The following is a 12,615-nucleotide window of genomic DNA, read 5'->3' as shown; positions in this document are numbered from 1 at the left end:
GGCTGAATCTTTTGAAGGATTTTTCAAGGTATTTCCTATAGAGTATTATAAACGACCATATCCCACTGAAAAAAGTAAGATATCTTCGTGAGCAAAGTAAGATATGTTCCCAAGCAAAGTAACACCGCTTACTTGGCCCACGAAGTCCACATACTTTTCTTTACAACAAAACAGACCTCACAGCCATCTCATGCCAGTGACGGTAATCCCCCGTCGGCAGAGAATGCTCCGACCGCACTTTCCGGTAAATTCCATCATGCAAAATGATAAACTCACTCAAACAGACCTCCGCCTCATCGGCAGGAACGGAAGCCATCACCACATATTCCACACAATCCGGGACACGAAACAAAGTCAGCTCACTTTTAGAAAACAAACCGTTCAACCTACAGGCGGAACGCTCGAAAGCCACCCAATACGCGCCAATGTCATACAGGTGAAGGAACTTATCATTATTCTTCTCCCTGCTGAGTATTTCGGTATGCTGACTCTGTATTAAATTCTTCAATCGGATGCCGGAAGGCAATGTTTCAATCATTATTTAGGTTATTTGATTACTTCTATCAAGTCTGGCGAAATGGTCGCCATAGCCATAGCGATAATTCCCTGAAGGCTGATAACCACCCGGCGGTCTCGTGCGCCTTTTACCTTTATAAATACTCCTTCGTAACCCTCAAAGTCACCACCTATGATACGCACTTTCGTCCCCTTGCGAAGATTCACCTCATCAGGGTTGAAGAAAATGAGATGCTCATCGTACGTTCCGGCCACAGCGATGAACTGGCGCATCTGCTCATCGGGCACAATGATTTTCTGACCGTTGCGGATGTCAATCATATATTGGAGATAAGGATTCCTGTCCTTTACCCGCTGAAGTTCCGACTGGACGGCACGGACGAAAATCAAATCGCGGATAACGGGAACGAGTTCACGCTTCTTGCGACCGTTCTTCTCCCGGATTTCATAACGCATGGGGATAAAATTATTTATTCCTTGTTTATCCAGCAATGACTTGATTTGCATTCCTCTACAGTAAGTGGCGCGCATGGCAAACCATTGCATTTGTTCACTTGAAGACATAGGTGCGGAGCTTTGAAGTATAGGTATTTACCTATATTTCAATTAATTACGAGTTATTTCGTAAAATACAAGAGGAATCGGCCTCTTGTGATTGAAGTCGACCGGAAAAGCTATTTCAATAGATAGGAGATGTGGAATCCGCACTATCAACAGATGCAGCCTGTCGGGTCAACCGATGACCTTCCGCAGATTCCCGAACCGGATGGTTCTTATGTTTGAAATTGTAATTGCGAGACCTATATATAAAAAAAGCGCGGGAATCTGTACTTGTTACCCGTCCCACGCATTAAGGCCTTCGCATCGCCCAGTCAGTTGAACGAGCAACGCAGAAGCCCACGCCGATATGTATAATAACTTAAATACACCTTTGGCAGGCAAAGATGAACTAAGGATATAAACATACCTCGCAGACACCTACTGTTGCTTTGTTCTTTAACTGACTAATTAAAAGTTGCGAAGTTTTAATGCGTTAAAGACAAAACGTCAAGTAAACGTCTTTTCTATATATATGTATTTCCACCTCCTCAACACCTCCTTGCAGAAGCATGGGTATGGAAAACATTGCAAAGATACGAATTTATTTATAGAAGGGAAAAGGTATCCTCTATTTTTTTAGATCTGAGACACGGCTTTTTCATTTAAGAACATGCTTTTTTGGTTTGGCGATTTGGATAAATACAAAATCCGGTAAAAATTGGCTTACAAGTCTATAAATTTCTTTTAAACAGTAGGTTTGTATGGATATGTTTGTCATGACCTATATAATAGGGAAATAAACGAAAGAACCGTCTTGCCTTTGAAAGAAATATATGCCGGAATAGGAAAAGACAAAACGATATTTCATACTTTCACAAGTGGCGTGTGGATGTAATTTTCATCATTCAACCCATAACATAACGTTCGTTCTTATAAAGCAGCTGCATGGCTTGTGCATAGAGTTGGTGGGAAATGTATGTTCATTATTGCTTATTCACCTTGGTGGCTAATGGATATTGAACTTTCAATCATCAAAGAAGAACAGTATGACACAAACTACGGTGGCCGCTATTTATGCGCTTGTGTGGGGAAGGAAAGCTGAAAAACAAGGGATTTCACAAAAAAAGGGTTTATAAGCCTATGAACGCACATTACATTGAATATGAACAACTTAAGCAAAAATATAGGAAATAAGGAGTGAGGGCATAAGTGGTTGCAACTTATTATTGTATTTAAGAATAAACCGAATAACCTTGTGAACTATAAGTTTTCTATTTCATTTTTTGTAAGACCGGTCATATCTTCAATCATTTCAATCGAAAGACCGGTCTGCTTCATTTTACGAGCTATCTCCTTTGCCTTTTTCATTTCACCTTCCTCACGTCCTTCTTCACGCCCTTCCTCATGCCCTTCCAAATGTGCGGTGCTGATCACATCATTCTGTATCATGATGGCATTTATATGCTCATCATAAGCATGCCGTTCTTCCTCGCTCATACTGTAATATTGCAGTTTTTGGCGTGCTTCTTCCAGTCCGGGAGCGGAAGTTCCAGGCGTGATTACACCATCCTTCAAGTAAGCGACCCATTCCTCCAATGGAGTTACGGCAACTTTATTGAACTCATTGACACGGATAAGAAAATATTCGGGAAAGATTTCTTCAGGTTTCTTTTGTACAAGAACATCCTTGTCGCGGGTGTTTATAACCAATTTGTCACCTGTATGCACCCCGACAAAGGAATTTTGACCATGGTAGAGATAATCAAGACCGATACCTAAATCAAAATATAAAATATTGATGCTGTACACCTTCTTTACGGTGTTGTATTTATCTCCCAGACTGATATGCTCGGTGATGGTTTTGGCCACGCCGTAAAGTATACGTTCCAGATACCAGGCCTCACGGGTGTTCTGAATCTCAATGATCACGATTTCATCTTGGCTGTTGCGCGCCTTGATATCCACACGGTTAAACTTGTCGTCAGCATGGATCTGGTTGCCTTCACTCTCCAGTATTTCAACGATGGTGATTTTCTCATCCAGAAGTACTGTCAGAAAACCTTCCAGCACACCAAAGTTTGCCTTGTTACGCAAAAGCCGTTGGGCGGCCCAGTCAAAACGGATTATCTTATTATCCTCACCCATATAGCTCCTTTTTTCTACAAATGTAAGCAAAATATCTGTAATAACAATGAATGTCTGCTTTTGCAGAGGTTTTTCCGCAAGGAAATTATGGGGGGACTATAAGTCTTCTATTTCATTTTTTGTAAGACCGGTCATATCTTCAATCATTTCAATCGAAAGACCGGTCTGCTTCATTTTACGAGCTATCTCCTTTGCCTTTTTCATTTCACCTTCCTCACGTCCTTCTTCACGCCCTTCCAAATGTGCAGTGCTGATCACATCATTCTGTATCATGATGGCATTTATATGTTCATCATAAGCATGCCGTTCTTCCTCACTCATACTGTAATATTGTAGTTTTTGGCGTGCTTCTTCCAGTCCGGGAGCGGAAGTTCCAGGCGTGATTACACCATCCTTTAAATAGGCAACCCATTCCTCCAATGGAGTTACGGCAACTTTATTGAACTCATTGACACGGATAAGAAAATATTCGGGAAAGATTTCTTCAGGTTTCTTTTGTACAAGAACATCCTTGTCGCGGGTGTTTATAACCAATTTGTCACCTGTATGCACCCCGACAAAGGAATTTTGACCATGGTAGAGGTAATCAAGACCGATACCCAAATCAAAATATAAAATATTGATGCTGTACACCTTCTTTACGGTGTTGTATTTATCTCCCAGACTGATATGCTCGGTGATGGTTTTGGCCACGCCGTAAAGTATACGTTCCAGATACCAGGCCTCACGGGTGTTCTGAATCTCAATGATCACGATTTCATCCTTGCTGTTGCGCGCCTTGATATCCACACGGTTAAACTTGTCGTCAGCATGGATCTGGTTGCCTTCACTCTCCAGTATTTCAACGATGGTGATTTTCTCATCCAGAAGTACTGTCAGGAAACCTTCCAGCACACCAAAGTTTGCCTTGTTACGCAAAAGCCGTTTGGCAGCCCAGTCAAAACGGATTATCTTATTATCCTCACCCATATAGCTCCTTTTTTCTACAAATGTAAGCAAAATATCTGTAATAGCAATGAATGTCTGCTTTTGCAGAGTTTTTTTCCGCAAGGAAATTATGGGGGAACTATAAGTTTTCTATTTCATTTTTTGTAAGACCGGTCATATCTTCAATCATTTCAATCGAAAGACCGGCCTGCTTCATTTTACGGGCTATCTCCTTTGCCTTTTTCATTTCACCTTCCTCACAGCCTTCCAAATGTGCGGTGCTGATCACATCATTCTGTATCATGATGGCATTTATATGCTCATCATAAGCATGCCGTTCTTCCTCGCTCATACTGTAATATTGTAGTTTTTGGCGTGCTTCTTCCAGTCCGGGAGCGGAAGTTCCAGGCGTGATTACACCATCCTTCAAATAGGCAACCCATTCCTCCAATGGAGTTACGGCAACTTTATTGAACTCATTGACACGGATAAGAAAATATTCGGGAAAGATTTCTTCAGGTTTCTTTTGTACAAGAACATCCTTGTCGCGGGTGTTTATAACCAATTTGTCACCTGTATGCACCCCCACAAAGGAATTTTGACCATGGTAGAGATAATCAAGACCGATACCCAAATCAAAATATAAAATATTGATGCTGTACACCTTCTTTACGGTGTTGTATTTATCTCCCAGACTGATATGCTCGGTGATGGTTTTGGCCACGCCGTAAAGTATACGTTCCAGATACCAGGCCTCACGGGTGTTCTGAATCTCAATGATCACGATTTCATCCTTGCTGTTGCGCGCCTTGATATCCACACGGTTAAACTTGTCATCAGCATGGATCTGGTTGCCTTCACTCTCCAGTATTTCCACGATGGTGATTTTCTCATCCAGAAGTACTGTCAGAAAACCTTCCAGCACACCAAAGTTTGCCTTGTTACGCAAAAGCCGTTTGGCAGCCCAATCAAAACGGATTATCTTATTATTGTCACCCATATAGCTCCTTTTTTCTACAAATGTAAGCAAAATATCTGTAATAACAATAATTGAAAATGAGTTTGTTAACAAAACAAATTTCCGTATAGGAAATATAGAATCCGCACCATCGCGTGATAAAGCATATCGGGCACAGAGAGCAGATAAGCTATTTTATAAAACGTGAAAGGATACATTCCTTAGCAACAGAAATATATCCTTCTACGTTTTATTTCTACTTTCGGAAACCTATTTTCCCATCAGATAAGCCTTGAAACCCTCAAAGTCTTTACCCATCAGAATACTCTGCTTGGTTCCTTTCATAAACTCCTGCAATTTGGCAGGAATCTCCACCTTATCGCCAATGATGCCTTCCACCGTATCAAGGAACTTGGCCGGATGAGCCGTTTCCAGGAAAAGACCCGTCTCGCAGGGGAACAACCCTTCGGACAAAGCACGATAACCGCAAGCTCCGTGCGGATCGAGCAAGTATCCGGTTTCCCGATACACCTCGCCCACCGTTTCACGGATCTGTTCATCCGTATAGGTGGTACCGGAGATTTCTGCTGCAATGGCAGCATGGTTGTTATCATACAATGCCAGTACACGGGCGAAGTTACTGGGATCTCCCACATCCATCGCATTGGCAATAGTGGCGATGGAAGGACGAGGATTGTATTTTCCGGTCTGCAAATATTGATAGAAAATATCATTCCGGTTATTGGCTGCAATAAAACGCTTGACCGGCAGCCCCATACGCTTGCCAAACAGTCCGGCAGTGATGTTGCCAAAGTTACCACTAGGAACGCATACGACCAAACTGTCCGCTTTTCCCGCCTTTTTCAACTGTGCGTAGGCATAGAAGTAATAAAACGCCTGCGGAAGGAAACGGGCTACATTAATGGAATTGGCCGAAGTAAGTTTCATGTGCGCATTCAAATCAGCGTCCATAAACGCATTCTTAACCAATGCCTGGCAGTCATCAAAAGTGCCGTCCACCTCCAAGGCCGTGATATTCTGCCCCAGAGTAGTAAACTGCTTTTCCTGAATTTCACTGACTTTTCCTTTGGGATAAAGCACATACACATGGATACCTTCCACGCCCAGGAAACCATTGGCCACAGCGCTGCCCGTATCTCCCGAAGTCGCCACCAGTACATTCACTTGCTTCTGGCCTTCTTTTTTAATAAAGTAACCCAGTAAACGGGCCATGAAGCGTCCGCCCACATCCTTAAAAGCCAATGTGGGACCGTGAAACAATTCCAAAGCGTAAATGTTATCTTTCACCTTTACGGCAGGAACATCAAAACTCAGCGTATCATAAACAATCTGTCTCAATGTTTCGGCAGGAACATCTTCGCCGAAGAAAGCATCGGCTACACGATAAGCGATTTCCTGAAACGACAGTTCTTCGATATGATCATAAAACTCTTGTGGCAACGGTTTGATGGCTTCGGGCATGTATAGCCCTTTGTCGGATGCCAGCCCCTTCACTACCGCTTCCTCCAGAGAAGCATCGGGAGCCTGATGATTGGTACTGTAATATTTCATAATTTTTAAATTTGCCAATTTGTTAATGTGCCAATATGACTGCACATTATTCTTTCATAAATTCATTCATAAACTCATCCTCTTTCAGCACTCCATAACAGCCTTCCACACAGGCCACTTCATCAAAAGTCCGCACACTGTCCGGCTCTATTCCAGGATAATAAATGAGGAAAGGCACCGGCTCGGCCGTATGGGTACGGAGCTCGCAAGGCGTAGGATGATCCGGAAGCACGGCAATGGCCACAGGCTCGTCCCAATCTTTCACAGCCTCATAAACAGGCCCCACAATACGCTTGTCCAGATTTTCAATCGTAAATTGCTTTAATTTGAAATCTCCCTCATGGCCCGCCTCATCACTGGCCTCGATGTGCAGATATACAAAGTCGTCCGCCTTCAACGCTTCCAAGGCAGCGGCAACCTTATTTTCATAATTCGTATTATATAAACCGGTCGCCCCCTCTACGGTTATACGGCGTAATCCCGCATAATGACCTATTCCATTAATCAAATCAACAGCCGAGATAACAGCTCCTTTCCTTATTGCCGGATATTTTGCAGAAAGAGTTTCCATCTGCGGACGATACCCCGGACTCCAAGGCCAGATACTATTAGCGGGATCTTTCCCCTCAGCCATGCGCTTTTTATTAATAGGGTGCTCTGCCAACAACTCTTGAGAAGCCAGGATCAGATTATTGATCAAATCAGCCGTCGCCTGTGCTTCCGGCACAGACGCTTTCACCATCAGCGGGCGAAAAGGCTGTAAAGGCACGTCATGGGGAGGAGTACAGTCCAAATGCTTGTCGCCTCCCTTTATCACCAGCAGATGGCGGTATTGCACACCGGTATAGAAACGTACCCGTTCAGAACCCAGTTTTTCGTCCAAGTATTTAATCAGCACGTCAGCCTCCTCGGTAGTGATATGGCCGGCTGAGTGATTTTTTATCCTGTCATTCTCCATACAGATTATATTGCAGCGCATAGCCATGTCACCCGGTTGCAACTCCACTCCGATGCTTGCCGCTTCCAACGGTCCGCGCCCTTCATATACCTTCGGCAGATTATAGCCCATCACAGACATGTTCGCCACTTCACTGCCCGGATGAAATCCGGGAGCGACTGTAATCAACCTTCCGGTACGTCCCATAGCAGCCAGTTTGTCCATATAGGGAGTACTAGAGTATTGTAGCAATGTTTGGTTTCCCAGTGATTCGGCAGGCCAGTCGGCCATACCATCACCTAAAATAATAATATGCTTCATAAATCAAGGATTAAAATTCCCAACTCTCAAATTCCATTTCATCAAATATTAGCGATGCTCATGATATCGGCAAACACTCCGGCAGCAGTCACACTGGCACCGGCACCATATCCTTGTATCATCATCGGATATTCTTTATATCGTTCAGTTGTAAGCAAAATAATGTTGTTGCTTCCTTCCAGCCCATAGAACGGGTGTTTGCTGTCCACTTCCTGCAAAGCCACACTGCCCTTGCCGTTCTCCAATTTGGCCACAAAACGCCAACGTTTGTTCTCCTCTTCCAGCTTTTGACGGCGGGATTCAAAATCCGCATCCAGAGAAGGTACTTTCTTCCAGAATTCGTCCAATGAACCTTCAAAGAAATCATTCGGTACGAAAAGATGTTTTTCCACGTCTTCCTGTTCCAGCTTATATCCGGCTTCACGGGCCAGGATAACCAGTTTACGAATCACATCCTTGCCACTCAAGTCAATACGCGGATCGGGTTCCGAGTAGCGTTCTTCCTGTGCCATTTTGATAGTCTTGCTGAAAGGAACATCCGCACTGATTTTATTAAAGATATAATTCAGTGTGCCACTCAATACCGCCTCTATTTTCAGGATCTTGTCTCCACTGTTTATCAAGTCATTGATGGTATTGATGATGGGAAGTCCCGCACCCACATTGGTTTCAAACAGGAACTTCACACCGCGACGGCGGGCTATCTGTTTCAGCTCACTGTAAACGGCGTATTCAGAAGAAGCGGCAATCTTATTGGCTGCTACCACTGAGATATTATTCATCAGGAAATCTTTATACAGAGACGCAACCTCCGCACTGGCTGTACAATCCACAAATACAGAGTTGAATATATTCATTCCTATAATCTCGTCGTGCAACACCCGGGCAGACGAAGGCATTCCTTTCTCCACCAGTTCTTCCTTATAACGGGACAAATCCACGCCCGCACGGGTAAACAACGCATGATGTCCATCGGCTATGCCCACCACTTTCAACTTCAAACCGCGCTCCTGCATCAGCCTCTGTTGCTGGCAACGGATCTGTTCTATCAAACTGCCCCCCACAGTGCCTGTGCCACAGATAAAGAGATTCAGCACCTGATATTCGGACAGGAAGAACGAATCGTGAATCACATTCAATGATTTACGCAGTGACTTGGATTCTACCACGAAAGAGATATTGGTTTCCGAAGCCCCTTGCGCACAGGCTATGACACTGATGCCGTTACGCCCCAATGTGCCGAACAGTTTACCTGCAATGCCCGGCGTGTGTTTCATGTTCTCACCGACAATAGCAATGGTGGCCAGATTCATTTCGGCCACTACCGGACTGATTTCCCCCATTTCTATCTCTTTGGAAAACTCTTCATTCAGCACTTCACAAGCCAATGCCGCATCCTGATTACGCACACCGATAGAAGTACTGTTCTCGGAAGACGCCTGCGATACCATAAACACGCTGATGCCATTTTGCGCCAATGCCTTGAAAATACGGAAGTTCACACCGATCACGCCTACCATACCCAAACCGGTAACTGTAATCAGGCTGGTATCATTAATGGATGAAATACCTTTGATAGCCTTAGAACCCGAATTGACTTCTTGCTTTATGATGGTTCCTTCACCTTGAGGATTGAACGTGTTCTTAATCAGAATAGGGATATTTTTATGACAAACCGGATAAATGGTAGGCGGATAAACCACTTTTGCCCCAAAGTTACAAAGTTCCATCGCCTCTACATAACTCAGCTCATTAATGGTGTAAGCCGTACTGATCACCCGCGGATCCGCTGTCATGAAACCATCTACATCCGTCCATATTTCCAGACTGTCCGCATTCAGTGCAGCAGCTATGACAGAAGCGGTGTAATCGGAACCACCACGTCCCAAATTTGTCACTTCACCACTGTTCTTGTCAGTAGAAATAAATCCGGGGACCAATGCCACTTCCGGTAATTCCCGGAACGTTTCTTTAACCAAGCGGGTAGTCAGCTCGGAATCCAGAATATGTTTGGCATGTTTTTTTTCAGTCTTTATAAAGTTACGGGAATCATACCATACCGCACCCTTTATCAATGAAGCCACAATAATAGACGACAAGCGTTCACCATAGCTCACAATAGTTGCCGACGTTTTGGATGACAAATCCTTGATCAAATAAATACCTTGGAAAATGTCCTTCAGCTCGCTCAACAGTTCATTGACTTTATCCAATAAAACGGTGCGCGCATCCCCCGCCGGAATGACGGTATATACCATTTCAATATGCCGGTTCACAATTTCACGGTATTCTTTCTCGTATGCGGCATCCCCCTTGGCGGCCATCTGCGAAGTATTGATCAACTTGTCGGTGATACCGCCCAATGCCGACACTACCACAATTACAGGCTCTTCTACTGCCTCTACTATTTGTTTGACGCTTAAAATGCTGTTCACGGAACCTACGGATGTTCCGCCGAATTTCATTACTTTCATGCAATTATCTATTTTTATTCCAGCTTCTTTTACCATTCTGTCCTCCGAGCCATTTCAAGTCCGGTAAAGAATCTACTTTCGTTTCACCCAGCATGACAACGAAAAGAAACTGTCTCTGTTTACACTAAAAAAATAAAATTAAAAGCTTGTTTTGCTTACGTCCGTAAGCGTGTATCACGTAGAAACACATATACTATCCTTAACCCCGAGGGGTCATTGTTGTGGATGTGGACATTGTAGTTGTCATGTGCCCCATCCCTAATGTGGTGGTTGTATGGAGATAGTATATCGTCATTTTATTATTGTTCTTCTTCTGTTTTTTATTTGAACGATGCAAATATAAAAACAATTTCCTACAATCTATCACAATTTCCCATTTTTTTGCGATAAAATATAAGAATACTTTTTATTAAGGCAGAAATAAGACAAAATAGCGGTGAAAAAGAAAGGAAAACAGGAGGATTCACCACAGATTACACAGATTCACACAGATTTAGTTGACCCAACTCTTTAGTATCAATCGTCATAATCCGTGTGAACCGTTGTAAATCCACATAATCTGTGAATCTGTGTAATCTATGGTAAAACTATCCCCCGTCAGAAATTATAAGCAACACCTACCCCCAATATTTCTTTGAACTGAACTTTCGCCCCTCTTTTAGTTCCATCCTCTTCAAAAGTCTTCACATCATTATCATATTTCAAAGTCGTATTGATGGTGGCGGACAAAAACTTATTAATTTTCATGCTGATCAATACATCCCAATTTACATCCACATTACCAAACTGGCTACTGTAAGGAGTAAAGAAATCGGCTGTTGTAATCATGCTCACATTTTCCATAAGTGGCATCTCGGCCCTGCCTTTCAGATAAGCGCCGCATTCTATTTTGAAACGATCTCCCGGATCCACACCAAAAGCTCCTATCTCCGAAAGATAATCATCTTCCACAAAAGTCATTTTTGCAGAAACCGGAGAAAGAAAAACAGAATAGTTACTCTTAGGGCGATACTCCATACCTAATGAAATATTAGAATAAGCCGGTGCAAAGAAGTTCGAAATATAGTGAGTCTTGTCCGGATAGTTGTATCCTTTGGCAAATTGTGTATTCAAGTCTCCCATTAAAGTATAATACCATACATTATTAGTGGAATATCCTAATTGGGTAGAAAGGCCTATTTTATCGGTAGTCTTTCTCATTCCCTGCGATTTTGTTTTGGACAGGCCATAATCCAATATCAGATTAGTCACCCATAGCCAGTTTCCATTTTTATGAGTCAACGAACCATTCAGGTAAGCGTTTCCCGATAAGGCATTCTCACCACCGGCCGACCAGTTAGTCATGGCGGTTTGTGACAAATTCAGACCGGTAACACCATTCAGTACCCATGCTCCTTCCTTATATCCTTTATCATCGGTTTGAGCATATATGCCGGTTGACATAACGGCAAGTAATATTAAAAAGTATATACGCTTCATTTCAGTTTTATTTTTTAGTTCTTTAATTTATAAGACGTCTTAATAACTAAAACGGAATAATCTTTCCATTTGTTCAGGTATTTTTCATTTCGATAAGAATGAACTGTAAGAAAGGTAAAAACATATGTAATTTATATACCTCATCACAATACTATTAGAACTATCTTTGCACAGTCAATTAAATGAAAGAAATATGTGCAAAAAAGTTTTAGTTTTATCTAGTAGTCCTCGAAAAGGAGGGAATTCAGATACTTTGTGTGATCAATTTATAAAAGGAGCACAAGAATCTGGAAACGACGTGGAGAAAATATACCTACGGAACAAAAGAATCAATTATTGTACCGGCTGTGGAACTTGCAACTTGCAGAAACCCTGCCCGCAAAAGGACGATGCCGCCGAAGTAATAGACAAAATGGTAAAGGCAGATGTCATAGTTTTGGCAACTCCGGTATATTTCTACACAATGAGTGCTCAAATGAAGACTTTGATAGACCGTAGTTGCGCACGTTATACGGAAATCAGCAATAAAGATTTCTACTTCATCGCAACAATGGCCGAGACTGAAGCAAACAGAATAGAACGTACCTTCGAAAGCTTGAGAGGATTCACCGACTGCCTGGAAGGACCTCGTGAAAAAGGAACGATTGCCGCCATCGGCGTATGGCAAAAAGGTGAAGTGAGCGACAAGCCCTATATGCAACAGGCTTACGAAATGGGAAAAGCCATTTAAAACTTTTTTATCCTGC

The 12,615-nt window shown here is 42.8% G+C and carries 10 protein-coding genes; 1 reads left to right on the top strand and 9 read right to left on the bottom strand.

What is annotated here, in order from left to right; genetic code table 11:
* Nucleotides 1-160 precede the first annotated feature (160 nt).
* From ACYQ0C_RS05220 to ACYQ0C_RS05180, 9 genes are all read right to left on the bottom strand, one after another.
* Nucleotides 161-538: a hypothetical protein gene (locus ACYQ0C_RS05220; RefSeq protein WP_016278457.1), complete on the bottom strand. Its 378-nt coding sequence runs from the start codon at nt 536-538 to the stop codon at nt 161-163.
* 8 nt (nt 539-546) lie between these two features.
* Nucleotides 547-1,080, bottom strand: coding sequence for a UpxY family transcription antiterminator (locus ACYQ0C_RS05215; protein WP_016278456.1), 534 nt, complete (start codon nt 1,078-1,080; stop codon nt 547-549).
* Nucleotides 1,081-2,316: 1,236 nt separating this feature from the next.
* Nucleotides 2,317-3,201 (bottom strand): Rpn family recombination-promoting nuclease/putative transposase, encoded by an 885-nt coding sequence (locus ACYQ0C_RS05210; RefSeq protein ID WP_175271174.1) that lies wholly within the window; start codon nt 3,199-3,201, stop codon nt 2,317-2,319.
* Between the two features lie 96 nt (nt 3,202-3,297).
* Nucleotides 3,298-4,170 (bottom strand): Rpn family recombination-promoting nuclease/putative transposase, encoded by an 873-nt coding sequence (locus ACYQ0C_RS05205; RefSeq protein ID WP_175271175.1) that lies wholly within the window; start codon nt 4,168-4,170, stop codon nt 3,298-3,300.
* 97 nt (nt 4,171-4,267) lie between these two features.
* A complete protein-coding gene (locus ACYQ0C_RS05200) occupies nt 4,268-5,128 on the bottom strand; it encodes an Rpn family recombination-promoting nuclease/putative transposase (protein ID WP_175271176.1) in 861 nt (286 codons plus the stop codon).
* Nucleotides 5,129-5,356: 228 nt separating this feature from the next.
* Nucleotides 5,357-6,658, bottom strand: coding sequence for a threonine synthase (thrC, locus tag ACYQ0C_RS05195; protein WP_016278454.1), 1,302 nt, complete (start codon nt 6,656-6,658; stop codon nt 5,357-5,359).
* Nucleotides 6,659-6,704: 46 nt separating this feature from the next.
* A complete protein-coding gene (locus ACYQ0C_RS05190) occupies nt 6,705-7,916 on the bottom strand; it encodes a cofactor-independent phosphoglycerate mutase (RefSeq protein WP_016278453.1) in 1,212 nt (403 codons plus the stop codon).
* 41 nt (nt 7,917-7,957) lie between these two features.
* Nucleotides 7,958-10,390, bottom strand: a complete 2,433-nt coding sequence (gene thrA, locus ACYQ0C_RS05185) for a bifunctional aspartate kinase/homoserine dehydrogenase I (protein WP_016278452.1) — start codon at nt 10,388-10,390, stop codon at nt 7,958-7,960.
* Nucleotides 10,391-10,987: 597 nt separating this feature from the next.
* Nucleotides 10,988-11,869 carry a DUF3078 domain-containing protein gene (locus ACYQ0C_RS05180; protein ID WP_016278451.1) on the bottom strand — a complete coding sequence of 294 codons (882 nt, stop codon included), beginning with the start codon at nt 11,867-11,869 and terminating at the stop codon, nt 10,988-10,990.
* Nucleotides 11,870-12,062: 193 nt separating this feature from the next.
* On the opposite strand from ACYQ0C_RS05180, the gene ACYQ0C_RS05175 reads away from it, so the two are divergent.
* A complete protein-coding gene (locus ACYQ0C_RS05175; protein WP_016278450.1) occupies nt 12,063-12,599 on the top strand; it encodes a flavodoxin family protein in 537 nt (178 codons plus the stop codon).
* Nucleotides 12,600-12,615 lie beyond the last annotated feature (16 nt).

It is taken from the genome of Phocaeicola sartorii JCM 17136 = DSM 21941, assembly GCF_054653615.1.
This window is presented reverse-complemented; position numbering and strand designations above follow the sequence as displayed.

Coding starts and splice junctions, on each gene's coding strand:
- ACYQ0C_RS05190 (WP_016278453.1), bottom strand. CDS start 7,916: ATGAAGCATATTATTATTTTAGGTGATGGTATGGCCGACTGGCCTGCC.
- ACYQ0C_RS05175 (WP_016278450.1), top strand. CDS start 12,063: ATGTGCAAAAAAGTTTTAGTTTTATCTAGTAGTCCTCGAAAAGGAGGG.
- ACYQ0C_RS05215 (WP_016278456.1), bottom strand. CDS start 1,080: ATGTCTTCAAGTGAACAAATGCAATGGTTTGCCATGCGCGCCACTTAC.
- thrC (WP_016278454.1), bottom strand. CDS start 6,658: ATGAAATATTACAGTACCAATCATCAGGCTCCCGATGCTTCTCTGGAG.
- ACYQ0C_RS05205 (WP_175271175.1), bottom strand. CDS start 4,170: ATGGGTGAGGATAATAAGATAATCCGTTTTGACTGGGCTGCCAAACGG.
- ACYQ0C_RS05200 (WP_175271176.1), bottom strand. CDS start 5,128: ATGGGTGACAATAATAAGATAATCCGTTTTGATTGGGCTGCCAAACGG.
- ACYQ0C_RS05220 (WP_016278457.1), bottom strand. CDS start 538: ATGATTGAAACATTGCCTTCCGGCATCCGATTGAAGAATTTAATACAG.
- thrA (WP_016278452.1), bottom strand. CDS start 10,390: ATGAAAGTAATGAAATTCGGCGGAACATCCGTAGGTTCCGTGAACAGC.
- ACYQ0C_RS05210 (WP_175271174.1), bottom strand. CDS start 3,201: ATGGGTGAGGATAATAAGATAATCCGTTTTGACTGGGCCGCCCAACGG.
- ACYQ0C_RS05180 (WP_016278451.1), bottom strand. CDS start 11,869: ATGAAGCGTATATACTTTTTAATATTACTTGCCGTTATGTCAACCGGC.